Source organism: Kribbella sp. NPDC104218 (genome assembly GCF_055584105.1).
This window is the reverse complement of sequence record NZ_JBVJMQ010000002.1, coordinates 1075410-1100385: the sequence shown is the minus strand read 5'-3', so window position 1 is coordinate 1100385 and position 24976 is coordinate 1075410. Positions and strand designations below refer to the sequence as shown.

Sequence of the window (24976 nt, the reverse complement as noted above, 5' to 3'; positions counted from 1 at the left end):
CACGCCGCCAAACGGGGATGACGATGACTTTGCTTCTGTGCTGTCCGACCGGGCACTCTGTGCTCGTGGGCGGACGCCGTGGCTGACATCAGGTCAGCAGCTGGTGAAGGTCCGGAGCCACAGGTTCCGGGCCAGGACCAGCCTGCCCAGGAGCTGGCGAACCTGATCGCGCGGTCCGAGGCCGGTGCCAAGGGCAAAGGATTCTGGCGCCGCCGCCGGCGGAAGAACGCCACCCCCGAGCCCCCCGCCGCCCCACCGCAGGCGACCCCCGAGCCCGCCGGTACGCCGGTCGCTGGGGGCGCGAGCCCGGACGCCGGGACGCCGGGCGCCAAGGCGACCGCGGACGGCGGACCTTCGCCCGACGAAGCGACCGCAGACGCGGCGTCCCATGGCGAGGCGAGCACCGACGCAGCCTCGGACGCCACCGGTACGCCGAGCGGCGAGGCAAGCTCGGATGCCGCCGGAGCGTCGTCCGAGGGTGCACGTGGCGCCGCGGACGGTACGCCGGACGAGGCGTCAGACAAGTCGGCCGCTGATGGGACCAACACCGGCGAGGCCACGGCAGACGGTGACGTACCAGCCGGTGCCTCGGCTGAAGCTGCCGGTTCGGGCGAGGCCGGTGGTTCGGCTGGGTCTGCAGGCGCAGGTGCAGCTGGTGGTTCGGCTGGGTCTGCAGGCGCGGGTGAATCTGGTGGCTCGGCTGGAGATGTCGGCCCGGGTGAGTCTGGTGGCTCGGCTGAGGTCGTCGGCGTGGGTAAGGCTAGCGGCGCTGCGGACGCTGTAGGTGCTTCGAGCGACGGGTCGGGCGCTGATGCGGCCGAGTCGGGTGATGTAGCTGACGGTGCCGCCGATGGTGTTGAGCCGTCGCAGGCTGCGGCGCACGGCGGGTCGGTGGACGACGTACCGGCGGCTGCGGAGGTCGAAGAGCGGCCGCGGCCAACAGTCGGGGTCGTGTACGAGCCGGATGAGTCGCCGGACGGGTTCCCGCTTGAATACGGGAACATCATCGTCGGACTGCCGAAGTCGGGCAGCTCGTCGACGGTTTCTGCCGCCGATGAGGCGGCCGCGTACGCCGCGGAGCTGGCCGCTGTCGAGTACTCCGAGGTGATGGAGTCTCCGGAGGCCCTGCAAGAACCTCACACCCCAGAGCCAACCGGCGCGGACCAGAAGGCAGACGCCAAGGTCGCGAAGAGCGAAGCTCAGGCCACCGCCGAGTCGGCCGACGACGACGCCACGGACGTCGAGGCGAGCAGCGCCGAGCATGCGGACGCCGAGGTCGGAACGAGCGAGACGCAGGCCGCTGCCACGACCAGCGCTGACTCCGCTGACGGGGACGCCGCAGCGAGCGGTGCCGAGCAGGCAGACGCCGAGGTCGCGAAGAGCAGCGGTGAACCGGCCGGGCCAGCCGAGAACGCGGAGAGCGGCGCTCAACCCGCCGCCACGGAGGTTGCCGAGACCAGCGACGCTGACGGGGGAGCGGCGAGTAGCGCCGAGCAGGCGGATGTCGAGGTTGCGGAGAGCGAGGCTCAGTCCGCCGCCGAGGCGCCTGCCACAGCCAGCGCCGAGCCCGGTGACGCTGCAGAGGTCGTCGCGAGCAGCGGCGGACCGGCTGACACAGCCGAGAACCCTGACGGGGACGCGGCGAGCGGTGCCGAGCAGGCAGACAGCGAGGTCGCGGAGAGCGATGCGCAGTCTGCGGAGGCCGCCACGACCAGCAGCAAGTCGGCTGACGCTGACGGGGACGTCGAGCCAGCTGATGGCGAGGTCGCGAAGAGTAGCGCCGGACCGGCTGACACAGCCGAGAACGCTGCCGAAGTTGCGGCGGCTGGTGCTGAGCAAGCGGATGTTGAGGCTGCGGAGAGCGGCGCTCAGTCTGCTGGCGCGGTGGTTGCCGGGAGCACTGCCGAGGCAGCTGACGGGGATGCCACTGACATCGCGGCGAGTGGCGCCGAGCAGGTGGATGCTGAGGTCGCGGAGAGCGGCGTTCAGTCCGCTGGCGCGGAGGCTGCGGCGGCCAGTGCTGGGTCGGTTGACGGGGATGTCGCGACGAGTGGCGCCGAGCACGTGGATGCTGAGGTCGCGGCGAGCGGCGGTCAGTCCGCTGGCGCGGAGGATGTCGCGGCCGGTGCCGAGCCCGCTGACGCGGCCGAGGCTGCCGCGGGTGGTGGCGAGCTGGCGGATGCTGGGGTTGCGGAGAGCGAGGCGCAGTCGGCCGCCGCGGAGGTTGCCGGTAGTGGTGTCGAGTCGGCTGATGCCGGCGGGGACGCGGCGGGTGGCGCCGAGCAGGCGGACGGCGAGGTTGCGGAGAGCGACGTTCAGTCCGCTGGTGCGGAGGTTGCCGGGAGTAGCGCCGAGTCGGCTGACGTGGACGCTGCGGCGGCTGGTGCCGAGTCGGCGGATGTCGAGGTCGCGAAGGACAGCGGCGAACGGGCTGAGACAGCTGAGAACGCGGAGGATGTCGCGGCGGCTGGTGCTGAGCAGGTGGGTGCTGAGGTCGCGGAGGGCGACGCTCGGTCCGCTGGCGCGGTGGTTGCCGGGAGCAGTGCCGAGTCGGCTGACGGGGATGCCGCGGATGGCGCGGCGAGTGGTGCCGAGCAGGTGGACGACGAGGTCGCGAAGAGCAGCGGCGAACAGGCTGAGACAGCCGGGAACGCGGAGGATGTCGCGGCGGCTGGTGCTGAGCAGGTGGATGCTGAGATCGCGGAGAGCGACGCTCAGCCGGTAGGCACGGAGGTTGCTGGGAGTGGTGTCGAGTCGGCGGGTGCTGACGGGGACGCGGTGAGTGGCGCTGACGAGACGGGTGCTGAGGGGGCTGACGACGGGGAGTCGGCTGACGGCGCTGAGGGGTTGGCTGGTCGGTTGGCGGCTGAGCAGGCTGCTATGGCGCTGATTACGGCTTTGATGAAGTTGCGGGGGGCGCTGGCGGGGAGTCGGTTGCCGCTTGATGTGGTGGGGGCTGATGAGGCTCGGCAGCAGCAGAAGAGCATGCTGGATCAGCTGGACGACTACATTTTGCCGCGGTTGGTGCAGTTGGAGGCGCCGATTCTGGCGGTGGTCGGTGGGTCGACGGGGGCTGGGAAGTCGACGCTGGTCAACAGTGTGATCGGGAAGGTTGTCAGTGAGCCGGGGGTGTTGCGGCCTACTACGCGGTCGCCGGTGCTGATCCATCACCCGGCGGATGCGGACTGGTTCGTGGGCGACCGGGTGTTGCCGGGGATGGCGCGGACGACCGAGGGCAGCCCGGGTGGGATGGAGGACCCGGGGCAGCTGCGGCTGGTGGCTTCGGACACTGTGCCGCGCGGGCTCGCTGTGCTGGACGCGCCCGATATCGACTCGGTGGTCGAGGCGAACCGGGATCTGGCGACGCAGCTGCTCGCCGCGGCGGATCTGTGGTTGTTCGTGACGACGGCCGCGCGGTACTCGGATGCGGTGCCGTGGGAGTTCCTGCAGAGCGCGTCGGATCGCAGTACGGCGGTGGCCGTGGTGCTGGATCGGGCGCCGGCGGAGACGATCGACGACATCACCGGCCACCTCGCGCAGATGCTGCTCGAGCGCGGGCTCGGCGACTCGCCGCTGTTCTCGATCAAGGAGACGGTTGTCGACGGCAACGGCATGCTGCCGGCCGAGACCGTGGTCTCGATCCGGGACTGGCTGGTCGACCTGGCTGCGGACGCCGACGCACGGGCTGCGGTGGTCCGGCGGACGCTGCACGGCGCGGTGACCGCGATGGTGAAGACGACGCCGCCGTTCGCGGCGGCCGTGCGGGCGCAGGGTGACACCGCGGCCGAGCTGCGCTCCAGCGTCGAGACCGCTTATGACCAGGCGTTCAAGGACATCGCGACGGCGACGCAGGATGCGACGCTGCTGCGCGGCGAGGTGCTCGCCCGGTGGCAAGAGTTCGTCGGGACGGGTGAGTTGCTAAAGGGGCTGCAGGGCAACGCCGGCAAGCTGCGCGACAAGGTGAAGAGCTCGCTGGCGGCCAAGCCCGCGGCGACGACGCGGGACCTGAACGACGCGATCGAGTCGGGGCTGTCGTCGCTGCTGATCGAGCAGGCCGAGGTGACGGCCGAGCGCGCCGAGAAGATCTGGCAGGCCTCGCCGGCCGGCCGGCAGCTGCTCGCCGCGGCCGACGGCACGCTGGGCACGATGACCGAGGGCTTCCCGGCGGCGGCCGAGCAGACCGTCCGGGAGTGGCAGGGCAACGTGCTCGAGCTGGTCCGCAAGGTCGGCACCGAGAAGCGGCTCGCGGCCCGCATCCTGGAGGCCGGGGTGAACGGTCTCGCGCTGTCGGTGATGGTCGTGCTGTTCGCGGAGAACGCGGGCATCCCGACCGGCGCCGAGCTGAGCGCCGGGGTCGGCAGCGCGGTCGTCGGGCAGAAGCTGCTGACCGCCGTGTACGGCGACGACGCGGTACAGACCCTGGTGACGACGGCGCGGGCGGATCTTGACGGTAGAGTTCACGCCTTGATGGATGCCGAATTCGCCCGCTATCTGACTGTCCTCGACCAGCATCCGGTCGACACCGAGGCGGCCAGGCAACTGACCGAGGCCGCGCGCGCGGTGGAGGACTGCACGTGACGGAAATGACGGATACGGTCGACAGTCCGGTGCGTGGCGCGACCGACGTCCTGAAGAAGATCGACGCCCTGGAGCAGGCCGCCACGGCCGGCCAGGGCCGCCTCGATCCGGTCGTCCTGACCGAGGCCACGCAGATCGTGGACCGCGCCGGTCAGCGGCTGCGCATGTCCGGCGAGCTGACCGTGGTCGCGCTGGCCGGGGCCACCGGCTCGGGGAAGTCATCGCTGTTCAACTCGATGACGGGCCTGGACCTGGCCGCGATCGGGACGCGCCGCCCGACCAGCTCGATGCCGCTGGCCTGCGTCTGGGGCGAGGAGCCCGCCGGTGAGGTGCTGAACTGGCTCGGCATCCCGCGCCGGCACCAGGTGCAGCACCGCAGCTCGCTCGAGGACGCGCAGTCCGAGGATCTGGACGGCCTGATCCTGCTCGACCTGCCCGACCACGACTCGATCGAGGTCGAGCACCGGCTGATCGTCGACCGGCTGGTCGAGCTGGTCGACATGCTGGTCTGGGTCGTCGACCCGCAGAAGTACGCCGACGCCGCGCTGCACGACCGCTACATCAAGCCCTACGCCTCGCACTCCGGCGTGATGGTCTTCGCGCTGAACCACGTCGACAAGCTCACGCCGGACCAGCGGAAGAGCTGCCTGAACGATCTCGACCGGCTGCTCAAGTCCGACGGTGTGAAGGCGCCGACCATCGTCGCGACCTCCGCCGTCAGCGGCGACGGGCTCGACGAGATCCGCGGTCTGCTGGTCAAGCGGGTCAGCAACAAGCGCTCGGCCAAGGAGCGGCTCGCGGCGGACGTCGACCGCGTCGCCGACCGGATGGCCAGCCAGTGCGGTACGGCGAAGACGCCGGAGATCGCCGAGAGCGACGTCACCGAGCTCGTGGACGCGCTGGCCGATGCCAGCGGTCTGCCTGTGGTGGTCGACGCCGTCCGCCGCTCGTACCTGCAGCGGGCCCAGTCGGCCACCGGCTGGCCGCTGACGAAGTGGATGGGCCGCTTCCGGCCGGACCCGCTGCGCGGTCTGCAGCTGGACGAGGTCTCGCGGCAGGAGGGCAAGGCGCTGCGCAAGTCCGCGTCGACGGAGGTCGCGCAGGCGCGCACTTCGTTGCCAGCGGCAACTCCCGTGCAGCGGGCCCGGATGGACAGCGCCGTCCGCGCGATCACCGAGCGGGCCGCGGCCGGTCTGTCGCGCCCGTGGGCCGACTCCGTCCGGACGGCGATTCGCCGCCGGGAGGAGAAGCTGGGCGACGAGCTCGACCACGCCGTCGCCCGCGCCGACCTCGGCGCCTCGGCCAGCCCCGGCTGGTGGGGTGTGGCCAAGTTCGCTCAGTGGCTGCTGTTCCTGATGGCGCTCGGCGGAGCGGCCTGGCTGCTCGCGGCGCTGGTCGCGCGGATCGCCGACGCCGGCGAGGTGCCGCTGCCTGGAGCGGGCGGGATCGCCTACGCCTGGATCATGCTGGTCGGCGGTGTCGGGCTCGGGATCGGGCTGGCAGTGCTGTGCAGGCTGTTCGCGACGAGTGGTGCGGCGCGCCGGGCCCGGCTGGCCGAGACCGCGCTGCGCACCGAGCTGGAGAAGGTTGCCGACAGCCACGTTGTGGCGCCGGCCCGGGCCGAGCTCGAGGCGTACAGCACCTGCCGCGACGCGCTCGCCGTCGCCCGCGGCTGAGTAGAGACCCAGCCGCGGGGCGACGAGCAGGACGGTTAGAGCTCGGCGCCCGGTGCGAACTGCGCCATGGAGACCCGCGCGGCCTCCAGCAGATCCTCCTCGGAGGTCGTGCCGGAGGCGCGGACGACCTCCAGCCAGACCCGCACGCAACGCTCGTTGAACTCGAGCATCGCCGGGGAGTCGGCGAAGACGATCGGGTCGTGGTCGTCGGCCAGGCCGTCGACGTACAGCGCCAGGCCGAGCAGCCCGCCGTCCCAGCCGGGGCCGACGTACAGCGCGCCGCCGGCGCCCGGGGCGGGAATCTCGGTCACGACGTGCTCCAGCTCGAGCTCGGTCGACGCACCCGGGCCGGGCTGCAGACGAATCTCCAGCAGGCTGTTCGGGCCGCCGTAGGTGACCTTGAATCGCTTCGGCGGCTCGCACTCCACGATGTCGCCGCCGGCCATGTCCTGCAGCTGGAAGCTGCCGCCGACCTGGAAGTCGCCGGTCGTCGGCCAGAACCATCTGGCCAGCCGGGCCGGGTCGGTCAGCGCGTCCCAGAGCTCCTCCGGGGTGGCCTGGTACGCGCGGGTCATCTGTAGCCGCACGGTCTCGCCCGTCCGGCCGACCTCGCGCTGGACGGCGTCGAGCTGTTCGAGAATGTCGATCATGCGGCCCAGAATGCCGGTCCGAGCTTATATAAGTCAAGACTGAGATAATCATGCCGCCTCCGCGGGACTGGTCGGAGCAAGGGGGAGTGGGGACGCCGTGAACTCGTCCGGCGGGTAGGGCGCGACGAGGCCGGACTCCGGGGAACCCGCGGACCCGGGCGGCGGGGGAAGAGTCGGCGTTTCGGGCGCGCGGGCCGCCTCGGGGCTCGGTGTGCCTTGGCCGGGTGTCGGCGTACTGGGAACGAGCGAGAGGGCAGGACGCCGCGAGTCGGCCGGACCTGGCTCGCCGGTGCTGAGCGGCGACCAGGCCGGTTTCGGCTGGGGTTTGGATCTGGTGAAAGTGGTCGTGCCGCGAGAGAGGTCATGGCCGATCGCGGACGCTTCGAGGACGACGCGGGAGCGTTTCTCGCCGTCGTCATCGGTCCACTCGTGTGTCCGCAGCCGGCCGCTCACGAGGATCGGCTGGCCCAGCTGCACGGAATCGAAGGTGTTCTGCGCGAGGGCGCGCCAGCACTCGACCGCGAACCAGGTCGTCGGTCTGTCGGCCCAGGCATTCAGCCCGCGGTCGAAGTGTTTGGGGGTGGAGCCGACCCGGAACGTCACCCGCGGCGTCCGGCCGCCGACCTCCTTGAACTGCGGCGCGCTGCCGACCCAGCCCTGCACGGTCACCTGGGTTTCGCCCACGCTCATCTCGACCACCGTCCTCTCGATCGCTGTCGTCAGCAGAGAACATGCCGCGATCGGCCCCCGGAATCCGCGCCGATTCCGGGCCTGTGGACAACCGGTTGGGTCCGCACCCCGGTCAGCGCATAGGCTCTGGGTATGGCGGAATTCATCTACACCCTTCGCAACGTCCGGAAGGCGTTCGGCGACAAGGTCGTTCTCGACAACGTCACGCTGAACTTCCTGACCGGGGCGAAGATCGGCGTCGTCGGGCCGAACGGCACCGGCAAGTCCTCGCTGTTCAAGATCATGGCGGGGCTCGACCAGCCCTCGAACGGCGAGGCGCGGCTGGCCGACGACTCGACGGTCGGGATCCTGCTCCAGGAGCCGCCGCTGACCGAGGGCAAGACCGTGCTGGAGAACGTCGAGGAGGGGGTCGGCGACACCAAGGCCAAACTCGACCGCTTCAACGAGATCTCCGCCGAGCTGGCCGACCCGGACGCGGACTACGACACCCTGCTCGCCGAGATGGGCGACCTGCAGACCGAGCTCGACCACCGCAACGCCTGGGACGTCGACGCCCAGCTCGAGCAGGCGATGGACGCGCTGCGCTGCCCGCCGGCCGACGTCCTGGTCGACAACCTGTCCGGTGGTGAGCGGCGCCGGGTCGCGCTCTGCAAGCTGCTGCTGCAGCAGCCCGACCTGCTGCTCCTCGATGAGCCCACCAACCACCTGGACGCCGAGTCCGTGCTGTGGCTCGAGCAGCACCTGCAGAAGTACCCGGGCGCCGTCCTGGCGATCACCCACGACCGCTACTTCCTGGACAACGTCGCCGAGTGGATCCTGGAAATGGACCGCGGCAAGACCTACGGCTACGAGGGCAACTACTCCAAGTACCTCGAGACCAAGCAGCAGCGGCTCGTGGTCGAGGGCCAGAAGGACGCGAAGCGGCAGAAGATCCTGGAGCGCGAGCTCGAGTGGGTCCGGTCGAACGCGAAGGCCCGGCAGACCAAGAGCAAGGCCCGGCTGGCCCGCTACGAGGAGCTCGCGGCCGAGGCCGAGCGGTCCAAGAAGCTCGACATCGACGAGATCAACATCCCGGCCGGCCCGCGGCTGGGCAGCACGGTGCTCGAGGTCTCCAAACTGGAGAAGGGCTTCGGCGGCCGGACGCTGATCGACGGCCTGAGCTTCAGCCTCCCGCGGGCCGGCATCGTCGGTATCGTCGGCCCGAACGGCGTCGGCAAGTCCACGCTGTTCCGGATGATCGTCGGCGAGGAGCAGCCGGACGTCGGCAGCCTCAAACTCGGTGAGACGGTCAAGATCTCCTACGTCGACCAGTCCCGCGGCGGCCTGGACCCGAAGAAGACGGTCTGGCAGCAGGTCTCCGACGAGCTCGACTACATCAAGGTCGCGAACTTCGAGATGCCGAGCCGCGCGTACGTCGCGTCCTTCGGGTTCAAGGGTCCGGACCAGCAGAAGCCGACCGGCGTCCTGTCCGGCGGTGAGCGCAACCGGCTGAACCTGGCCCTCACGCTGAAGATGGGCGGCAACCTGCTGCTCCTCGACGAGCCGACCAACGACCTGGACGTCGAGACCCTGCAGTCCCTCGAGGACGCGCTGCTGGAGTTCCCGGGCTGCGCCGTGGTCGTCTCCCACGACCGCTGGTTCCTGGACCGCGTCGCCACCCACATCCTGGCCTGGGAGGGCACGGACGAGGAGCCGGCGCAGTGGTTCTGGTTCGAGGGCAACTTCGCCTCCTACGAGGCGAACAAGATCGAGCGGCTCGGCCCGGAGGCGGCGCGCCCGCACCGCGTCACGCACCGCAAGCTCACCCGCGACTGACCATCGACACCGAAGGACCCCGGCTCCGCGCGAGCCGGGGTCCTTCGTGCGTTCGGGCGGTCAATACTTAGCCCTTGCGCTAAGTATTGATCGCAGGCAATACTTAGCTTCATGGCACAGTATTCACTCGAGGTCGACGGGGTGTTCGCCGCGCTCGCCGACCCGACCCGCCGGGACGTGATCCGCCGCCTCGGCCGCGGTCCGACGAGCGTGGGGGAGCTGGCGGCGGAGTTCCCGATGACGCTGCCGTCGTTCATGAAACACGTCCGGACGCTCGAGTCGAACGGGCTGATCCGGACGGTCAAGACCGGCCGCGTGCGGACCTGTGTACTCCATCGCGAGCGGCTCGCGCTCATCGACGACTGGCTCGCCGATCAACGCCGGATCTGGGCGGACCGGACCGATCGGCTGGAGCGATTCGTCACCGAATCGACCGAGGAGCAGCAATGAATCCCGAGCTGGATCTGACCATCGAGCGCGTCATCCGCGCGCCACGGGCCGCGGTGTGGAGTGCATGGACCGAGCCGGAGAAGTTCGCCCAGTGGTGGATTCCGGCGCCTATGGTGTGCCAAGTCGAGCGGTTGGAACCGCGGGCCGGTGGCGCGCTGGTGACCCGGATGAGCGAGGACGGCGTCGACTTCACCCCGCAGCTCGACGCGACCTTCCTGCTCGTCGAGGAGCTGGAGCGGATCGTGTTCACCAATGCGATCGACAGCCAGTGGCGGCCGGCCAGTCCGGAGCCGGTCGTGATGGTCGCCGAGATCACTTTGGCTGATCATGCGGAGGGTACGGCGTACCGGGCGATCGTGCGGCACGCGGATCCGGCTGCGCGGAAACGCCATGCGGAGCTGGGATTCGCCGACGGCTGGGGGACTGTGACCAGGCAGCTGGCAGAGCAGGTGGAGCGATGAAGCTCGTCCTCACGGAGTTCGTGACGCTCGACGGTGTCAGCCAAGGCCCCGGCTCGGCGGACGAAGACACCAGCGGCGGCTTCGTCCGTGGCGGCTGGCTCGTTCCGTTCATCGACGAGACCTTCGTCAGTCGGACCGTCGAGTGGCTCGGGTACGCCGATGCCCTGCTGCTCGGCCGCCGGACGTACGACGCATTCGCGCGTGACTGGCCGCAGATCACCGACCCCGGCGACCCGTACACGCGGCGGATGAACGCGCTCCCGAAGTACGTGTTCACCAACACCCGCGACGAGGGCAGCTGGCGCCCGACGACCGTCCTCCGGACCTTCGCCGAGGTCGCGGAGCTGAAGAGCCGGCCGGGGAACGAGCTGCAGATCCACGGCAGTGCGCGGCTCGGAAACTCGCTGCTGCAGGCCGGGCTGGTGGATGCGGTTCGGCTCGTCGTGGCGCCGACGATCATCGGGGACGGACGCCGGCTGTTCGAGGCCGGAGCGCCGTCCGGCTTGGCACTCCACAAGCACGAGGCGACGTCGAGCGGTCTGTTGCTGCTGGAGTACGAGCGCGTCGGCGCTGCTCGGGTCGCCGATTATGAAGGCGTCAGCGCGTTTGTGTGATGTGGTCCGTGAGGACCTCGTCGATGACCCGGAGATCCGCAGTGATCAGGGCCTTCCAGAGAGCCCAGCCGCGGCCGCGGGCCCAGGTACCGGCGTCCTGCTGAACGGCTGAGCGGAAGATCTCTCGCGAGGATCCGGAGAAGAAGGTGTAGGCGATCGCGAGCTCACAGGCCGGGTCGCCGATACCTGACGTGCCGAAGTCGATCACAGCGGACAGGCGGCGGTTCTCGACCAGCAGATTGCCGTAGGCGAGATCGCCGTGGAACCACACCGGCGGCCGATCCCAGGAGGTGGCGAGCGCGGCGTCCCAGACTTCGAGGGCCAGTGTCGCGTCGATCCGATCCTTCAGCTCGGTCAGCGCGGCCATGGTCTCGGAGTGGTAGTAGGACGGCGGCCCGCCGCGATAGAAGCTGTGGATACCCGGCAGCGGCCCACCGGTCGCGTCGCAGCGCTGCAAGGCCAGGATGAAGCTCGCGACCGAGCGAGCAAAGTCGTCAAGATCGACGTTCTCGAGGCTGGCGGTCGCGCCTGGGATCCACCGGCGGATCGCCCAGCGGTGCGGATATCCGTGGCCGGGCTCGCCGATGCCGACCGCTGTGGGAATCGGGTAGGGGAGCTGGGGCGCCAGGATCGGCAGCCAGTGGTGCTCCTTCTCGACGGCCGTCGCGTACGCCGCGGCCGTGGGCAGCCGGACCGTCAGCTCGTCGCCGAGGCGGTACGTGCGGTTGTCCCAGCCGTCGATCTTCACCGGCTTGATCGGTAGCGCTGCCCACTGCGGGAACTGGTCGGCGATCAGCCGCCGGACCAGCTCGGCGTCGATGCCGGCGCGGCCGTCCTGATGATGATTCGGCATCGGATCAGCATCCGGGCCGGGGTCCGCGCGGTCCAGCGATTTAATCCTCGGCGACCGAGTCGGCGAGAAAGGCCGCGATCGTCCGCAGTTCGGCGTCCGAGCGGCCGGCCAGGACCGAGTGCATCCGCGCGCCCTGCTCGGCGTACAGCGGGACCAGCTTGTCCTGGATCGCCGCCAGCGACGGGGTGACCAGGACCTTGCGGCGGTCGGTGGGGTCGGCCTGGCGGGTGACGAAACCGTGCGCCTCGAGCCGGTCGATCACGCCGGTGATGGTGCCCGAGGTGAGGCCGGTGTGCTCGGCGAGCTGGCGCGGGGTGAGCGGGCCGTACGTCGTCAGCAGCGTCATGAACTGTGAGTCGCTGGCGCCGAGCCCCAGGCGGGCGGCGACGGCGTGGTTGAACAGGATTACGTCCGCGATGAATCGGACCATCCGCTGCTCGATCTGGGCGGTGAGCTCTTCCCTGGCACTGGTCATGGTCCGCCTCAGCATAGAGCTTGCTTTTATCTCGGATCTCCAAGATGCTCGGATCATCGAGATAAGTGGAGGAGTGCATCATGAAGGTGCTGGTGATCGGGGGCGGGACCGGCGGGCTTGCGCTCGCGCACGGGCTCGAGCGCGCGGGGATCGAGGTCGAGGTCTTCGAGCGGGACGCCGTGCGCACCGACGGTCTGCACGGCTACCGGGTCGGGATCGATCCGGACGGGAGTCGCGCGCTGCACTCGTTGCTGCCGACCGACCTCTACGCGACCTTCGTCGCGACCAGGGCGCGCGATCCGAAGTACTTCAACATGCTCACCGAGGGCCTCAAGGAGGTCCTGTCGATGGAGCTGCCACCGGCGACGGACCCCGTCGAGAGCGAGAAGTCGATCAGCCGGATGACGCTGCGCCAGATCCTGTTGACCGGTCTGGACGACGTCGTCCGGTACGGCAAGGAGTTCACCCGCTTCGAGCAGCACGGCGATCAGGTGACGGCGTACTTCGCTGACGGCACGCAGGCCACTGGCGACCTGCTGGTCGGCGCGGACGGGTCGGGCTCGCGCGTTCGCCGTCAGTACCTACCGCAGGCGCGGACCGAGGAGACCGGGATCGTCGCGATCGCCGGCAAGCTCGCGATCACCGCGGAGAGCAAAGCGCTGCTGCCGCCGAAGGTGTTCGAGGGGATCACGATCGTCAACGCGCCGCGTGGGCTGGCCTGCATCCTGCATGTGATGGAGTTCCAGTGGGACCGCGACGGGAACGTGAAGAGCGGGATCGGCGGTAGTACCGAGGAGCTGATCCGGCGCTGGCCGGGGCTGCAGTTCGACAACACCCGCGACTACATCAACTGGGGGCTGTCGGCGACGAAGGACAAGCTGCCCGCGAATGTCATGTCACTCCGCGGCCAGGACCTGATCGACGTCGCCCTCCAGCTGACGCCGCGCTGGCATCCCGACCTGCGCCGGTTGTTCGAGCTGACCGACCCGGGTACCTGCTTCCCGGTCAATATCTGGACGTCGGTGCCGCTGGAGCCGTGGGAGACGACCAAGGTGACGTTGCTCGGCGACGCCATCCACACCATGACGCCCGGCCGCGGCGTCGGTGCGAACACCGCGCTCCGCGATGCGGTCAACCTCTGCCGCGCGCTCGTCGAGCTTCGCGATGGCCGGACGGACGCCGTCCGCCGCTACGAAGCGAAAATGATCGAGTACGGGTTCGACGCCGTCCTCAAATCGCGCGCGCAGATGACCGCGGCCGATCCGGTCCACAAACCGGTGGTCGGCCGGTTGGCGCTGGCGGGTCTGCGGACGGCGATGCGCGCGGTCAACCACCTGCCGCCGGTCAAGCGCCGGATGCGCGACTCGATGCTCGCGTATCGCGGCGCCGACCGGGAAGAGCTCGAACTGGCGCTGTGATCAGCGTTGCTGGCCGACGTGCTCCGAGACGGCGTCGAAGACGCGGCCGATCGCGGTGAAGTCCTCGGCGCTGGCCAGGTCGACCAGGTTCTCGCGGACGCTCTCCACATGGGTCGGCGCCGCCTCGACGAGCAGCGTGTGGCCGGCGTCGGTGAGCTCGGCCCAGACGCCGCGTTTGTCGCTGGTGCACGACGTTCGCCGGACCAGCTCGGCCGCCTCGAGCCGGCCGATGGTGTGGGTCAGCCGGGACCGGCTCTGGTGCAGCCGGTCGGCGAGGTCGGCCATCCGCAGGCGCCGATCGGGCGCTTCGGAGAGGCGGACCAGGATCTCGTAGTCGTTGATGCCGATGCCGAACTGCCGCAGCTCGTCGTCCAGCTTCGCCATCAGGCGCGCGGTGCCCAGCAGGTACGCGCGCCACGCCACCTGCTGCTCGGCGTTCAGCCAGCGGGTCTCAGTCGTCATCGTCACGAGAACCAGTGTACCGGGAATGTAGTTGACATTTAAACCGTTGATGCCTACTGTCGTGGTCAACGGGTTGACACTTCAACCTAAATACTACTGACCGCGTCGCCCCCGACACCGTTCGCACTCCCTGAAGAGGATGAAATGACCGAGACCGTCAGCACCCCGACCACCACGATTCCCGGACTGGTCGCGGGCACGTACTCGCTCGACACGGCGCACACCGAGATCGGTTTCACCGTGCGGCACCTGATGACCAAGGTGCGCGGCACCTTCCGTGAGTTCACCGGCGAGATCGTCGTGAAGGACTCGCTCGAGGAGTCCACCACCAACGTCGTGATCGAGCTCGCCTCGGTCCACACCCGCAACGACCAGCGCGACGGGCACCTGCGCTCCGGCGACTTCTTCGACGCCGAGAACACCCCGAAGATGACCTTCACCAGCAACGCGCTGAAGGCCGTCGGCGACGACTACATCCTGGCCGGCGAGCTGACCATCAAGGACGTCTCGAAGCCGGTCGAGATCGCCTTCGAGTTCCTCGGCGTCGAGCAGAACGCCTACGGCCAGACCGTGATCGGCTTCGAGGGCTCCACCTCGATCAGCCGCAAGGAGTGGGGGATCGACTTCAACGTCCCGCTCGAGGGCGGCAAGCTGCTGATCGGTGACAAGGTGGACATCCACCTCGACGTCCAGGCCGCGCTGAACGCCTGACCTGACTTCGAAGCCCCGCATCCAGGTGGATGCGGGGCTTTGTCATGCCTGGACCATCCGGTGCGCGAGGTCGGCGTACAGCTTGCCCAGGGCGTCCGGGTCGCCGCGGTGCGGCGTGTACCAGCGGGCCACGTCGATCGACAGCGAGAGGATGGCGAGCGTCGTACCGGGCAGGTCCGGAACGGCGAACGATCCGTCCCGGACGCCGTCCGCCAGCACCTGCTCGATCTGCGCCGAGATGGCCCGGCGGATCGTGGCGACCTCGGCCAGGTGCTCGGGGGAGAGGGCGTTCAGCTCGTACTGCACCACGTGCGCGATGGTGTGGTGCCGGGCGTGCCAGGCGGTGAAGGCGGCGACCAGCGACCGCAGCCGGTCGGCCGGCGCGCCGCCGGTGTCGGCGGACCGCAGCACCTCCAGAGCGGCGTTGTGGCCGTACTGACTGATCTCGAAGAGCAGCCGCTCCTTCGACGGGTAGTGCACGTACAGAGCGGCCGGACTCATCCCCGCACGCGAGGCGATGTCCCGCGTGGTGGTGGCCTGGAAGCCCTGCTCGGCGAACGCGTCGATGGCGCCGGTCAGGAGCCGGCGGGCGGCTGCGGGCTCGACGTGCGCCCAATCGAGCGGATCGGTGACTGCGGACACGTTGACACCCTGCACCAAACGCGTGAAGCTAAGCAAGCGCTTAGCCAGCAAATCTCGCACCGTGGAGGGCACTGATGGAACGCGTCATCTTCAACGAGGACCACCACGCCTTCCGGGCCAGTGCCAAGGAGTACTGCGACCGGTCGCTGGTGCCGCGGATGGAGCAGTTCCTCGAGGAGAAGACGATCGAGCGGGCCGCCTGGCTGGAGGCCGGTAAGCAGGGCTTCCTCGGCCTCGACGTCCCCGAGGAGTACGGCGGCTCCAGCGTCGGCGACTACCGGTTCAACCAGGTCTTCGCCGAGGAGGTCTCGAAGGTCTCCGCCGCGCTGTCGAGCTGTTTCGGCATCCACTACGACTGCGCCGCGCCGTACTTCGTCGACCTCGGCACCGAGGAGCAGAAGCAGCGCTGGCTGCCCAAGTTCTGCTCCGGTGAGTACGTCGCCGCGATCGGGATGACCGAGCCGTCCGGCGGGTCGGACCTCGCCGCGCTGAAGACGACCGCGAAGAAGGCCGACGGCGGCTGGGTGCTGAACGGCTCCAAGACCTTCATCACCAACGGCGACATGGCCGATCTCGTCATCGTCGCCGCCCGGACCGACCCGGAGAAGGGCGCGAAGGGCATCACGCTGTTCGTCGTCGAGGAAGGGATGGAAGGGTTCGCCCGCGGCCGCAAGCTGGACAAGGTCGGGCAGACCGAGTCCGGTACCTCGGAGCTGTTCTTCGAGGACCTCTTCGTTGCCGATGACAACGTTCTCGGCGAGCTGGACCGCGGTTTCATCCACATGATGGAGCGGCTCGCCCAGGAGCGGATCGGCGCCGCGGTCTCGAATATCGCGCACGCCGCGCAGATCCTCGACGAGACGATCGAGTACGTGAAACAGCGCAAGGCCTTCGGCCAGCCGGTCGGCTCGTTCCAGTACAACAAGTTCCTGATCGCCGAGCTGGTCACCAAGGTCGAGGTCACCCAGGCGTACGTCGACAACGGCGTGGTCGCGCACGGCGAGAACCGGCTGACCGCGGTCGACGCGGCCAAGACCAAGTGGTGGAGCGCGCACGTGCAGAACGAGGTGCTCGACGCCTGCGTCCAGCTGCACGGCGGCTACGGCTACATGAACGAGTACCGGGTGGCCCGCGCCTGGCGCGACGCGCGCGTCACCAAGATCTGGGCGGGATCGAACGAGATCATGAAGGAACTCATCGGCCGCGACCTGGGCCTGTAGAAGGGGAACCGCGAAATGCCTGAAGCAGTCATCGTCTCGACGGCCCGCTCGCCGATCGGCCGCGCGAACAAGGGTTCGCTGACCACGATCCGGCCGGACGACCTGGCCGTGCAGATGATCAAGGCGGCGACCGACAAGATCGGTCTGACCGGCGACCAGATCGAGGACCTGATGCTCGGGTGCGCCGAGCCGCACGACGAGCACGGCGGCAACATGGCCCGCCGGGTCGCGGTGCAGCTGGGCTGGGACAACGCGCCCGCCACCACGATCAACCGGTTCTGCGCGTCCTCGACGCAGACCGCGCGGATGGCCTTCCACGCGATCAAGGCCGGTGAGGGCGACATCTTCGTCAGCGCCGGCGTCGAGTGCGTCTCGCGGTACAAGAACTTCGGCTCCGCCGGGGTCGGCGACCCGAGCTCGTTCAACGAGCAGTTCACCGACGCGGTCGCGCGGACGGCGAAGTACGCCGAGACCAACGAGACCTGGCACGACCCGCGGCAGGACGGCTACCTGCCGGACATCTACATCTCGATGGGTCAGACCGCGGAGAACGTCGCGACGCTCAAGGGGATCACCCGCGCCGACCAGGACGCGTTCGGCGTCCGCTCGCAGAACCTGGCCGAGAAGGCGATCAACAACGGCTTCTTCGAGCGCGAGATCGTCCCGGTGACGCTGCCGGACGGCACGGTCGTCAGCAAGGACGACGGGCCGCGCGCGGGCACCACGCTGGCGGGCGTGAGCGGTCTGAAGCCGGTCTTCCGGCCCGACGGCACGGTCACCGCCGGCAACTGCTGCCCGTTGAACGACGGCGCGGCCGCGGTCGTGATCATGAGCGACACCAAGGCGCGCGAGCTCGGTCTGACGCCGCTGGCGCGGATCGTGTCGACCGGCGTCAGCGGTCTGTCACCGGAGATCATGGGGCTCGGGCCGGTCGAGGCGTCGAAGCAGGCGCTGGCCCGCGCCGGGATGAGTATCGGCGACATCGACCTGGTCGAGATCAACGAGGCCTTCGCGGTCCAGGTGATCGGCTCGGCGCGGGAGCTCGGCATCGACGAGGACAAGCTGAACGTGCACGGCGGCGCGATCGCGCTCGGCCACCCGTTCGGCTCGACCGGCGCGCGGATCATGACCACCCTGGTGAACGGGCTTCAGTTCGAGGACAAGCAGTTCGGCCTGGAGACCATGTGCGTCGGCGGCGGTCAGGGGATGGCGATCGTTCTGGAGCGCCTCAGCTGATGAGCCTGCAGAACCGGACGGCGATCGTCACCGGAGCCTCCCGCGGCATCGGGTTCGCGATCGCCCAGCGGCTGGTCGCGGACGGCGCACAGGTCGTCATCACCGGCCGCAAACAAGATGCCCTCGACGAGGCCGTTCAGAAGCTGGGCGGCCGACCGCATGCGCTCGGGATCGCCGGGAACGCCGCCGACGGCGCTCACCGCGGCGCTGTGGTGGCGGCCGCGGTGGCGACGTACGGATCGCTCGATCTGCTGGTGAACAACACCGGCATCAACCCGATCTACGGCGACCTGCTGGACGTCGAGGCCGGTGTCGCGGCCAAGATGGTCGACACGAACGTGCTGGCCACGATCTCCTGGGTGAAGGCCTGCCGGAATGCCTGGATGGGCAACCACGGCGGCGCCGTCGTGAACGTGTCGTCCCTGGCCGGCCAGGCCCCGTCGCCGGGGATCGGCTGGTACGGCGCGACCAAGGCGATGCTGTCGCGGGTCACGGCCGAGCTCGCGCTGGAGCTCTCGCCCGAGATCCGGGTCAACGCGGTGGCCCCGGCGGTGGTGAAGACCAAGTTCGCCGGAGCCCTCTACGAAGGCCGGGAGGAGGAGGTCGCCGGGACGTACCCGCTGGCCCGCCTCGGCCGTCCGGAGGACGTCGCCTCACTGGTCTGGTTCCTGCTGTCCGACGAGGCGTCCTGGATCACCGGGCAGACCATCACCATCGACGGGGGCCTCACCCTCAAGGGCGGCATCGTCGGTTAAGGCTGTCGGCCCTCCCAAGCGGCCAACCGGTCGTACGGCGACGCGTCGTCGGCGACCGGTACGACCGGGCCGAACGGGATCGGCTCACCGCGAGGCTGATCCGGCAGAGCCCGCTGCATCAGTGGGAGTACGTAGCGCGCCAGCTCGTCGTCGAGTTGTTCCCGTCGGCCCAGAGCCGTGGCCAGGTCCCAGGCGTGCATGGTGAGCTCACCGACGTAGCCTGCGGCCGCAGCCGCGCCCGGAACCGTTCCCCAGGGGACAGTGCAGGTCTGAGTCAGGACACCGTCGTCGGCGAGCGTCACCGCGAGTTTCGCGCGGCGCTCCTGCCACGTGCCGAGGACGTCGTCGCTCGTCGTGACCTGAGGCAGGACCAGCGGGTCGGCGCCGCTCAGGGCGAGGTCGATCCGCCCCACCACAGTCAGCAGGTGCCCGAGCAACGTCCGGACGTCGTACTCCGCACAGGGCGTCGGGCGCGCAAGGTCGTCCGGTCCGACGGCGGACATCAGGTGTTCGGTCTGGTCGAGCGCGCGAATGAGCATCGGTCGGGGATCAGCGATCGTCATATCCCTACCTTCGCGCTGAATATGCGACATCTTCTGTCGCATATTCTGAAACCATGCGAGCGGACCGGTTGTTGCAGATCATCTTGTTGCTCCAGCGCCGCGGCCGGATCAGCGCGGGTGAGTTGGCGGAGCGACTGGAGGTCTCGCGGCGGACCGTCGTCCGGGACATGGAGGCGCTGTCGGCGGCCGGAGTGCCTGTGTACGCCGAACGCGGGCGGAACGGCGGATGCGTGCTGCTGCCGGGGTACCGGGCTGATGTCAGTGGGTTGACGGCCCGGGAGGCGCAGGCGCTGTTCGCCTGGTCTGGGCGGTCCGCGATGTCTGACGAGCTGGGGCTTCAGGGCGCGCTGAAGAGCGCTATGGGGAAGCTGGCGGCCACACTGCCTGCAGAGCTGCAGGACGACGCAGAGGCGTTGTCTGGCTCGATTGTGGTGGACAGGCGGCGCTGGTTCGCCGATGCGGAGGACCACGGCGCACTGCCAGTGCTGCGGCAGGCAGTGGTGACGCAGCGACGCGTGCGGTTGCGCTATGCGTCGGCCAGTCAAGGGCTACAGCGCCGTACGGTCGATCCGTGGGGTCTGGTCGAGCAGGCCGGGCGCTGGTACCTGGTGGCCGCGCACCGGGGCACTGCGCGGATGTACCGGGTGTCGCGGGTGCAGCAAGCGGATGTGTTGGAAGAGGCGGCGGTGCGGCCCGAAGGCTTGGACGTGCGGGCGGAGTGGGAGCGGCTGCGGTCCAGCTTGGAGCAGCAAGCGCCTGAAGGGGTGTGCGTCGAGGTGCGGGTCCGGCCGGAGCGGGCCGAGCTGTTGCGGCGCATCGCGACGCCGATGCTTGCCAAGGGCACCGTCGTCGAGGAGGTGCCGACGGACGACGACTGGCCGCATCTGCGGCTCGACTTCCGGGTGCGTGAGGCGGCGTGCGGCGTCCTGCTGGCCTTTGGCGCAGACACCGAGGTACTGGAGCCGGCCGACCTGCGGGCCCGGCTGCTGGAGCTGGCGAGACAGACCGTCGCGCTCTACAGCTGACTACTGCGGACTCCCCGCCGCCGGTGACCACGTCGTGTCCCAGCACGATGGCGCTTCCGGCGGTCGGGGCGTCAGTCCTACAGCACCGGATCACTCTAATACCCCGGGGTCCCACGACCGAATCACAGTCCGCGCACACCGGTTGCGATCACGTTGCGTTCGTAATTCCGTGGCGAGGCGGAGCCCGCGTCGCTAGGGTCCGGGCATGACAGGGGCGCAGATCCGGCCAGCGACGGCCGACGACGCGGAGAGGGTCGCGGCGCTGCGCCGCACCGTCTACGGGTACAAGGTTCTCTCGGTCGCCGCCGCGCGGCACATGATCACGGTGTCGCCGCCGGCCGAGCGTTTCTGCGCTCTGGTGGCCGAACAGGACGGCGAGCTGGTCGCCTGGGGCTCCGGCGGGCTGAACACCTGGACCAGCGAGGCAGGCCAGGGCAACATCTCCATCTACGTGCACCACGACGCACGTAACCAGGGGATCGGCAGCAGCCTCTCCGATCGGTTGCACCAGCATCTGACCGAGATCGGCGCCAAGCGCGTCCGCGCCTTCGCCCAGACCGACGGTCTGGAGTTCGCGCGCAGCCGCGGCTACGACGGCACGCGGCAGATGCACTTCGCCGGCGTCGAGACCGGCACGCTGCCCGAGCAGCCGCCGACGCCGGCCGGCATCGAGCTCGTCGCGATCGACCAGCTCGACCCGCGGCAGGCCTTCGAGGCCGACACCGCGGCATCCCTCGACGAGCCGGGCGATTCGCCGATCGACGCGGTCGACTACGACGACTGGCTGGGCGAGGTCTGGAACGCGCCGGGTCTGGACAAGTCGCTGAGCGTCGCGGCGATGGCCGGTGACCGCGTCGCGGGTTTCACCGCGGTCGAGACCGACGGCGACCGGGCCTGGTCCGGGATGACCGGCACGATCCCGGAGTACCGGGGGCTCGGCCTGGCCAAGCTGGTGAAGTCGGTCGCGCTGCGTCGTTGCGCGGCCGCCGGAGTCACGTCGGCGTACACGTCGAACGACGACGAGAACGGGCCGATGCTTGCCGTGAACAACTGGCTCGGTTACCGCCGCGTGCAGACGGAACACGTGTTGCTGCGCTCCCTCTGAGCGTGACGGGGGGTGCTGAGATCGACCTGTAACGTGACGATCTCTCCGGTTTTGCCGGGGGCACGGGTTATCTTCCGAGGACTTCGGTGAAGGAGTTCTCATGGAGATCAGGGCTGCCGAGCCAGGAGATCTGGAATCCGCACTGGCGTTCCACGACGCGCAAGTTCCGTATCTGGTAGTCACCGCAGGCGATCTGAGCCGCCGGCTCACGGCGCGGCCGACGCCCGGGCACGTGACGTACACCGTGGTCGACGACGGTGAAGTGGTGGCCTGGGCAAGTACCGCGCTGACCCCGGGATCCGAACCGCTGGCGGGGGAGTTCCGCATTCTCGTCCGGCCCGAGTACCGGCGCCGCGGCATCGGCACCCAGCTGCTCGACGCCGTGCACGAGGAGTTTCGCCGCGTCGGCGCGACCAGCGCCCGCATCTTCGCCGAGCCGTCGGCGGCCGAATGGGCGGCGCGCTGGGGTTACCGCCGGACCAGACAGGTCCACTACGCGGGGATCGACCCGCGTAAGGCGCCGGACCGCCCCGGCCTGCCGACCGGTGTCGAGCTGATCGCGCTGAACGACGTCCCGCCGCGCGATCTGTACGCCGCCAACGAGGTTGCCCAGCGCACCAAACCCGGTGACGCGAAGATCACCTCCCAGCCGTACGAGGACTGGCTGCAGACCATGTGGCGTTCACCGTCGGTGGTGCTCGACCTCGGGCTGGCCGCGGTGCTGGACGGCGAGGTCATCGGCTTCACACTCGCCTTGGGGGACCGCGAGCGGCTGTGGTCCAAGATGACCGCCACGATGCCGGAGTACCGGGGGCGTGGATTGGCCAAGCTGGTCAAAGCCGCCGCGCTGCACCGGGCCGCCGAAGCCGGCGTGCAGAGCTGCTACACGGCCAACTACGACGGCAATCTCCCGATGCTCGCCGTGAACGAGTGGCTCGGCTACTACCGCGTCGCCACCCATTCCGTCCTGGTCCGCGACCTCTAGGGGACCAGCAGGACGACGGTCTCCGCCACACAGGCCGGTTTCGTGGAGCCCTCCAGCTCGATCACCCAGTTCAGCGAGACCTGGACGCCGGCCGGGGTTTCGGCGGTGCCCGCGATCGAGGCGCCGGCGCGGACCCGGGAACCGACCGGGACCGGCGTGGGGAAGCGGACCTTGTTGACGCCGTAGTTGAGTTTCGCGGTGACGCCGGAAACCGCGAACAGCTCCTCGCCGAAGCGCGCGATCAGGCTCAGCGTCAGATAGCCGTGCGCGATCGTGCCGCCGTACGGGCCGGCCGCGGCGCGCTCGACGTCCACGTGGATCCACTGGTGGTCGCCGGTCGCGTCGGCGAACTGGTTCACCTGCTCCTGGGTGATCTCCAGCCACTCGCTCTCGCCGAGCGTGGCGCCGACGGCGGCCACGACCTCGTCGACGCCGGTGAAGGACTTCGTCATCGTTCGCTCCTCAGTTCCGCGGTCCGCCGGCGACGTACAGGACCTGGCCGGAGACGAAACCGGCCTCCGCGCTCGCGAAGAACGAGGCCGCGGCGGCGATGTCGTCCGGCGTCCCGGTGCGCTGGACCGGGATCGACGCGGCGGTCGCCTTCTTGAACTCCTCGAAGTCGACACCGACGCGGGCCGCCGTGGCCGCCGTCATATCGGTCTCGATGAACCCCGGCGCGATGGCGTTCGCGGTGACGCCGAACTTGCCCAGCTCGATCGCCAGCGTCTTGGCCAGGCCCTGCAGACCGGCCTTCGCGGAGGCGTAGTTCGCCTGGCCGCGGTTACCGAGCGCGGAGGTGGAGGACAGGAAGACCAGCCGCCCGTAGCCGGCCTCGACCATGTGCGCCTGGACGGCCTTCGACATCAGGAAGCTGCCCTTGAGATGTACCGACATCACCGTGTCCCAGTCGTCCTCGGACATCTTGAACAGCAGGTTGTCGCGGAGGACTCCGGCGTTGTTGATCAGGATGGTCGGCGCACCGAGCTCAGCGACCACTCGCTCGACCGCAGCGGCCACCTGGTCGGCCTTGCTCACGTCGGCGCCGATGGCGACGGCCTTGCCGCCGGCCTCGGTGATCGCCTTCACGGTGTCCGCGCAGGCGCCTTCGTCCAGGTCGAGGACGGCGACCGCGTTCCCGTCCTTCGCGAGCCGGAGCGCGACGGCCGCGCCGATTCCCCGGGCTGCCCCGGTCACGATCGCCACCCGCTGCTCGGTCATCGCTACTCCCTACCCGTCGGTTTATGACTGCCTGGGATGACACTACCGACGCTGTGTCACACCGGAAGTCCCCCGGATGTAATGATCGTGGTGTGGATCATCACAACCGGCACGTCTATCAGTGTCAGCTGCGGTGGGGGGACATGGACGCGCTCGGCCACGTGAACAACGGCCGGTACGTCGACTACCTCCAGGACGCGCGGGTGGAGTTCATCTTCGCGACCGCGTCACAGGCCGGAGTGGACACGCTGGAGACCGGGCTGGTGGTCTCCCGGTACGAGGTCCAGTACCGGGCGCCGCTGCACTACCGGCCCGAGCCGGTCCGGATCGAGCTGTGGATCAGCGAGATCAAAGCCGCGTCGTTCACCATCGACTACGAGATCGTCGACCTGGAGCCGGAGCGGCGGGTCTACGTGCAGGCCCGGTCCCGGCTGGTCCCGTTCGACTTCGCCGCGAACCGCCTGCGCCGGATCACTCCCGAGGAGCGCGCGGTGCTGGCCGGGCTGGTGGGCGCATGACCTTCAGCTACCCGATCGCCGTCCGCTGGTCGGACATCGACTCCTACGAGCACGTCAACAACGTCCGGTACTTCGACTACCTCCAGGAGGCCCGGATCGCCTTCCTGAGCACCGTCGTCGGAAGCCGGCAGTACTTCGACGACTACCCCTGCGTGCTGGTCAGTCAGACGCTCGACTACCTGCGTCCGATCGTCCTGCGCCCGCAGCCGTACGACGTCGACGTGTGGATCGAGGCGGTCGGACGGACGTCGTACACGATCGGCTCCTCGATCGTCGACCGTAGTACCGGCGGTGCGGACGTCTACGCGAACGCGACGTCGGTCATCGTGGCCGTGGACGGCGAGACGCACGCCAAGCGGGAGCTGTACGACGCCGAACGGGCAGCCCTGCTCCGGAATATCCGGACGACTTGAGACACTGGTCTCGATATGAGTGAGCCACAGAGCTTCTACGACGCCGTCGGCGGCGCCGAGACCTTCCACCGGCTGGTTGCGGCGTTCTACCGCGGCGTCGCCGCCGACCCCGAGCTGCGGGCGATGTACCCCGAGGAGGACCTCGGTCCGGCCGAGGTGCGGTTCCGGATGTTCCTGGAGCAGTACTGGGGCGGTCCGCGCACGTACTCCGAGCAGCGGGGCCACCCCCGGCTGCGGATGCGGCACGCGCCGTTCCCGGTCACTCCGAGCGCCCGGGACAGCTGGCTCGGTCACATGCGCGCCGCGCTGGACGAGATCGCCCTGAGTCCCGACCGGGACGAGGAGATCTGGAAGTACATGGTGATGGCCGCCCACAGCATGGTGAACACCGACGAACCGCAGTACCCGGGCGCGATCGACGTGTCCGGCCACTGAGTCTGAGG

26 protein-coding genes are annotated in these 24976 nt (G+C 69.3%); 17 read left to right on the top strand and 9 right to left on the bottom strand.

All coding sequences use genetic code 11. The annotated features are described in order from the left end of the window. Window positions 1-78 precede the first annotated feature (78 nt). Window positions 79-4578 carry a midas domain-containing protein gene (locus ACZ6ZD_RS20985; protein ID WP_465674526.1) on the top strand — a complete coding sequence of 1500 codons (4500 nt, stop codon included), beginning with the start codon at window positions 79-81 and terminating at the stop codon, window positions 4576-4578. A 5-nt stretch (window positions 4579-4583) separates the two neighbouring features. After that, complete coding sequence (locus tag ACZ6ZD_RS20980; RefSeq protein WP_465676073.1) at window positions 4584-6254, top strand: P-loop NTPase family protein; 1671 nt, start codon at window positions 4584-4586, stop codon at window positions 6252-6254. A 35-nt stretch (window positions 6255-6289) separates the two neighbouring features. Here the strand turns inward: ACZ6ZD_RS20980 and ACZ6ZD_RS20975 are convergent, their stop codons facing one another. Both ACZ6ZD_RS20975 and ACZ6ZD_RS20970 read right to left on the bottom strand, forming a co-directional pair. Then, window positions 6290-6904 carry an SRPBCC domain-containing protein gene (locus ACZ6ZD_RS20975; RefSeq protein WP_465674524.1) on the bottom strand — a complete coding sequence of 205 codons (615 nt, stop codon included), beginning with the start codon at window positions 6902-6904 and terminating at the stop codon, window positions 6290-6292. Window positions 6905-6952: 48 nt separating this feature from the next. Further along, window positions 6953-7594 carry a single-stranded DNA-binding protein gene (locus ACZ6ZD_RS20970; protein ID WP_465674522.1) on the bottom strand — a complete coding sequence of 214 codons (642 nt, stop codon included), beginning with the start codon at window positions 7592-7594 and terminating at the stop codon, window positions 6953-6955. Between the two features lie 132 nt (window positions 7595-7726). On the opposite strand from ACZ6ZD_RS20970, the gene ettA reads away from it, so the two are divergent. The 4 genes from ettA to ACZ6ZD_RS20950 all read left to right on the top strand — a co-directional run bounded on the left by ettA (window position 7727) and on the right by ACZ6ZD_RS20950 (window position 10934). Then, window positions 7727-9409, top strand: coding sequence for an energy-dependent translational throttle protein EttA (ettA, locus tag ACZ6ZD_RS20965; protein WP_465674520.1), 1683 nt, complete (start codon window positions 7727-7729; stop codon window positions 9407-9409). A 111-nt stretch (window positions 9410-9520) separates the two neighbouring features. Then, on the top strand, window positions 9521-9859 hold the full coding sequence (locus ACZ6ZD_RS20960; protein ID WP_465674518.1) for an ArsR/SmtB family transcription factor: 339 nt from the start codon (window positions 9521-9523) through the stop codon (window positions 9857-9859). After that, window positions 9856-10320 (top strand): SRPBCC domain-containing protein, encoded by a 465-nt coding sequence (locus tag ACZ6ZD_RS20955; RefSeq protein ID WP_465674517.1) that lies wholly within the window; start codon window positions 9856-9858, stop codon window positions 10318-10320. Before ACZ6ZD_RS20960 ends, ACZ6ZD_RS20955 begins: the two co-directional genes overlap by 4 nt. Beyond that, window positions 10317-10934: a dihydrofolate reductase family protein gene (locus ACZ6ZD_RS20950; RefSeq protein WP_465674515.1), complete on the top strand. Its 618-nt coding sequence runs from the start codon at window positions 10317-10319 to the stop codon at window positions 10932-10934. The genes ACZ6ZD_RS20955 and ACZ6ZD_RS20950 overlap by 4 nt, the downstream gene beginning before the upstream one ends. Here ACZ6ZD_RS20950 and ACZ6ZD_RS20945 read toward each other — a convergent pair. Together ACZ6ZD_RS20945 and ACZ6ZD_RS20940 are read right to left on the bottom strand one after the other, a co-directional pair. Further along, window positions 10918-11787, bottom strand: coding sequence for an aminoglycoside phosphotransferase family protein (locus ACZ6ZD_RS20945; RefSeq protein ID WP_465674514.1), 870 nt, complete (start codon window positions 11785-11787; stop codon window positions 10918-10920). The two genes, ACZ6ZD_RS20950 and ACZ6ZD_RS20945, sit on opposite strands and share 17 nt — an antisense overlap. 40 nt (window positions 11788-11827) lie before the next feature. Beyond that, complete coding sequence (locus tag ACZ6ZD_RS20940) at window positions 11828-12262, bottom strand: MarR family winged helix-turn-helix transcriptional regulator (RefSeq protein ID WP_465674512.1); 435 nt, start codon at window positions 12260-12262, stop codon at window positions 11828-11830. Between the two features lie 80 nt (window positions 12263-12342). Between ACZ6ZD_RS20940 and ACZ6ZD_RS20935 the strand changes: the two genes are divergently transcribed. Beyond that, window positions 12343-13680, top strand: coding sequence for an FAD-dependent oxidoreductase (locus ACZ6ZD_RS20935; protein ID WP_465674510.1), 1338 nt, complete (start codon window positions 12343-12345; stop codon window positions 13678-13680). On the opposite strand, the gene ACZ6ZD_RS20930 is transcribed toward ACZ6ZD_RS20935, so the two are convergent. After that, a complete protein-coding gene (locus ACZ6ZD_RS20930; RefSeq protein WP_465676071.1) occupies window positions 13681-14142 on the bottom strand; it encodes a MarR family winged helix-turn-helix transcriptional regulator in 462 nt (153 codons plus the stop codon). 144 nt (window positions 14143-14286) lie between these two features. On the opposite strand from ACZ6ZD_RS20930, the gene ACZ6ZD_RS20925 reads away from it, so the two are divergent. Then, the gene (locus tag ACZ6ZD_RS20925; protein ID WP_465674508.1) at window positions 14287-14853 is read left to right on the top strand and encodes a YceI family protein; all 567 of its coding nucleotides are present in this window, start codon (window positions 14287-14289) and stop codon (window positions 14851-14853) included. A gap of 42 nt (window positions 14854-14895) precedes the next feature. Here ACZ6ZD_RS20925 and ACZ6ZD_RS20920 read toward each other — a convergent pair whose 3' ends face one another. After that, the gene (locus tag ACZ6ZD_RS20920) at window positions 14896-15495 is read right to left on the bottom strand and encodes a TetR/AcrR family transcriptional regulator (protein ID WP_465674507.1); all 600 of its coding nucleotides are present in this window, start codon (window positions 15493-15495) and stop codon (window positions 14896-14898) included. 74 nt (window positions 15496-15569) lie between these two features. On the opposite strand from ACZ6ZD_RS20920, the gene ACZ6ZD_RS20915 reads away from it, so the two are divergent. From ACZ6ZD_RS20915 to ACZ6ZD_RS20905, 3 genes are read left to right on the top strand one after another with little or no spacing between them, the layout of a single operon-like run. Then, window positions 15570-16715, top strand: coding sequence for an acyl-CoA dehydrogenase family protein (locus ACZ6ZD_RS20915; RefSeq protein WP_465674506.1), 1146 nt, complete (start codon window positions 15570-15572; stop codon window positions 16713-16715). 15 nt (window positions 16716-16730) lie between these two features. After that, window positions 16731-17951, top strand: coding sequence for an acetyl-CoA C-acetyltransferase (locus ACZ6ZD_RS20910; RefSeq protein ID WP_465674505.1), 1221 nt, complete (start codon window positions 16731-16733; stop codon window positions 17949-17951). Next, window positions 17951-18706, top strand: coding sequence for an SDR family oxidoreductase (locus ACZ6ZD_RS20905; RefSeq protein ID WP_465674503.1), 756 nt, complete (start codon window positions 17951-17953; stop codon window positions 18704-18706). The genes ACZ6ZD_RS20910 and ACZ6ZD_RS20905 overlap by 1 nt, the downstream gene beginning before the upstream one ends. Here the strand turns inward: ACZ6ZD_RS20905 and ACZ6ZD_RS20900 are convergent. Beyond that, window positions 18703-19269, bottom strand: a complete 567-nt coding sequence (locus ACZ6ZD_RS20900; protein WP_465674501.1) for a TIGR03086 family metal-binding protein — start codon at window positions 19267-19269, stop codon at window positions 18703-18705. The two genes, ACZ6ZD_RS20905 and ACZ6ZD_RS20900, sit on opposite strands and share 4 nt — an antisense overlap. Window positions 19270-19322: 53 nt before the next feature. Here ACZ6ZD_RS20900 and ACZ6ZD_RS20895 point away from each other — a divergent pair, with 53 nt between their 5' ends. The 3 genes from ACZ6ZD_RS20895 to ACZ6ZD_RS20885 all read left to right on the top strand — a co-directional run bounded on the left by ACZ6ZD_RS20895 (window position 19323) and on the right by ACZ6ZD_RS20885 (window position 22384). After that, window positions 19323-20294, top strand: coding sequence for a helix-turn-helix transcriptional regulator (locus ACZ6ZD_RS20895; RefSeq protein WP_465674499.1), 972 nt, complete (start codon window positions 19323-19325; stop codon window positions 20292-20294). A gap of 205 nt (window positions 20295-20499) precedes the next feature. Continuing rightward, the gene (locus ACZ6ZD_RS20890; RefSeq protein WP_465674497.1) at window positions 20500-21399 is read left to right on the top strand and encodes a GNAT family N-acetyltransferase; all 900 of its coding nucleotides are present in this window, start codon (window positions 20500-20502) and stop codon (window positions 21397-21399) included. 100 nt (window positions 21400-21499) lie between these two features. Next, the gene (locus ACZ6ZD_RS20885; RefSeq protein WP_465674495.1) at window positions 21500-22384 is read left to right on the top strand and encodes a GNAT family N-acetyltransferase; all 885 of its coding nucleotides are present in this window, start codon (window positions 21500-21502) and stop codon (window positions 22382-22384) included. Here the strand turns inward: ACZ6ZD_RS20885 and ACZ6ZD_RS20880 are convergent. Further along, a complete protein-coding gene (locus ACZ6ZD_RS20880) occupies window positions 22381-22836 on the bottom strand; it encodes a MaoC family dehydratase (protein WP_465674493.1) in 456 nt (151 codons plus the stop codon). The genes ACZ6ZD_RS20885 and ACZ6ZD_RS20880 overlap by 4 nt on opposite strands. Window positions 22837-22846: 10 nt before the next feature. Then, entirely contained in the window at window positions 22847-23602 is a 756-nt protein-coding gene (locus ACZ6ZD_RS20875; protein WP_465674492.1) for an SDR family oxidoreductase, read from the bottom strand. A 92-nt stretch (window positions 23603-23694) separates the two neighbouring features. On the opposite strand from ACZ6ZD_RS20875, the gene ACZ6ZD_RS20870 reads away from it, so the two are divergent. Genes ACZ6ZD_RS20870 through ACZ6ZD_RS20860 form a run of 3 tightly spaced genes read left to right on the top strand, consistent with a single transcriptional unit; the run spans window position 23695 to window position 24968 of the window. Further along, a complete protein-coding gene (locus ACZ6ZD_RS20870) occupies window positions 23695-24120 on the top strand; it encodes an acyl-CoA thioesterase (protein ID WP_465674490.1) in 426 nt (141 codons plus the stop codon). After that, window positions 24117-24533 carry an acyl-CoA thioesterase gene (locus ACZ6ZD_RS20865; RefSeq protein ID WP_465674488.1) on the top strand — a complete coding sequence of 139 codons (417 nt, stop codon included), beginning with the start codon at window positions 24117-24119 and terminating at the stop codon, window positions 24531-24533. Before ACZ6ZD_RS20870 ends, ACZ6ZD_RS20865 begins: the two co-directional genes overlap by 4 nt. A 15-nt stretch (window positions 24534-24548) precedes the next feature. Continuing rightward, window positions 24549-24968 carry a globin gene (locus tag ACZ6ZD_RS20860; RefSeq protein ID WP_465674486.1) on the top strand — a complete coding sequence of 140 codons (420 nt, stop codon included), beginning with the start codon at window positions 24549-24551 and terminating at the stop codon, window positions 24966-24968. Window positions 24969-24976: the final 8 nt, after the last annotated feature.

Excerpts from the sequence above, each read along its gene's own strand:
- ACZ6ZD_RS20895 (WP_465674499.1), top strand. The coding sequence starts at position 19,323 with ATGCGAGCGGACCGGTTGTTGCAGATCATCTTGTTGCTCCAGCGCCGC.
- ACZ6ZD_RS20905 (WP_465674503.1), top strand. The coding sequence starts at position 17,951 with ATGAGCCTGCAGAACCGGACGGCGATCGTCACCGGAGCCTCCCGCGGC.
- ACZ6ZD_RS20970 (WP_465674522.1), bottom strand. The coding sequence starts at position 7,594 with ATGAGCGTGGGCGAAACCCAGGTGACCGTGCAGGGCTGGGTCGGCAGC.
- ACZ6ZD_RS20980 (WP_465676073.1), top strand. The coding sequence starts at position 4,584 with ATGACGGATACGGTCGACAGTCCGGTGCGTGGCGCGACCGACGTCCTG.
- ACZ6ZD_RS20880 (WP_465674493.1), bottom strand. The coding sequence starts at position 22,836 with ATGACGAAGTCCTTCACCGGCGTCGACGAGGTCGTGGCCGCCGTCGGC.
- ACZ6ZD_RS20900 (WP_465674501.1), bottom strand. The coding sequence starts at position 19,269 with ATGACGATCGCTGATCCCCGACCGATGCTCATTCGCGCGCTCGACCAG.
- ACZ6ZD_RS20865 (WP_465674488.1), top strand. The coding sequence starts at position 24,117 with ATGACCTTCAGCTACCCGATCGCCGTCCGCTGGTCGGACATCGACTCC.
- ACZ6ZD_RS20940 (WP_465674512.1), bottom strand. The coding sequence starts at position 12,262 with ATGACCAGTGCCAGGGAAGAGCTCACCGCCCAGATCGAGCAGCGGATG.
- ACZ6ZD_RS20935 (WP_465674510.1), top strand. The coding sequence starts at position 12,343 with ATGAAGGTGCTGGTGATCGGGGGCGGGACCGGCGGGCTTGCGCTCGCG.
- ACZ6ZD_RS20875 (WP_465674492.1), bottom strand. The coding sequence starts at position 23,602 with ATGACCGAGCAGCGGGTGGCGATCGTGACCGGGGCAGCCCGGGGAATC.
- ACZ6ZD_RS20950 (WP_465674515.1), top strand. The coding sequence starts at position 10,317 with ATGAAGCTCGTCCTCACGGAGTTCGTGACGCTCGACGGTGTCAGCCAA.
- ACZ6ZD_RS20945 (WP_465674514.1), bottom strand. The coding sequence starts at position 11,787 with ATGCCGAATCATCATCAGGACGGCCGCGCCGGCATCGACGCCGAGCTG.
- ACZ6ZD_RS20860 (WP_465674486.1), top strand. The coding sequence starts at position 24,549 with ATGAGTGAGCCACAGAGCTTCTACGACGCCGTCGGCGGCGCCGAGACC.
- ACZ6ZD_RS20890 (WP_465674497.1), top strand. The coding sequence starts at position 20,500 with ATGACAGGGGCGCAGATCCGGCCAGCGACGGCCGACGACGCGGAGAGG.
- ACZ6ZD_RS20975 (WP_465674524.1), bottom strand. The coding sequence starts at position 6,904 with ATGATCGACATTCTCGAACAGCTCGACGCCGTCCAGCGCGAGGTCGGC.
- ACZ6ZD_RS20910 (WP_465674505.1), top strand. The coding sequence starts at position 16,731 with ATGCCTGAAGCAGTCATCGTCTCGACGGCCCGCTCGCCGATCGGCCGC.
- ACZ6ZD_RS20930 (WP_465676071.1), bottom strand. The coding sequence starts at position 14,142 with ATGACGACTGAGACCCGCTGGCTGAACGCCGAGCAGCAGGTGGCGTGG.
- ACZ6ZD_RS20885 (WP_465674495.1), top strand. The coding sequence starts at position 21,500 with ATGGAGATCAGGGCTGCCGAGCCAGGAGATCTGGAATCCGCACTGGCG.
- ACZ6ZD_RS20915 (WP_465674506.1), top strand. The coding sequence starts at position 15,570 with ATGGAACGCGTCATCTTCAACGAGGACCACCACGCCTTCCGGGCCAGT.
- ettA (WP_465674520.1), top strand. The coding sequence starts at position 7,727 with ATGGCGGAATTCATCTACACCCTTCGCAACGTCCGGAAGGCGTTCGGC.
- ACZ6ZD_RS20925 (WP_465674508.1), top strand. The coding sequence starts at position 14,287 with ATGACCGAGACCGTCAGCACCCCGACCACCACGATTCCCGGACTGGTC.
- ACZ6ZD_RS20960 (WP_465674518.1), top strand. The coding sequence starts at position 9,521 with ATGGCACAGTATTCACTCGAGGTCGACGGGGTGTTCGCCGCGCTCGCC.
- ACZ6ZD_RS20955 (WP_465674517.1), top strand. The coding sequence starts at position 9,856 with ATGAATCCCGAGCTGGATCTGACCATCGAGCGCGTCATCCGCGCGCCA.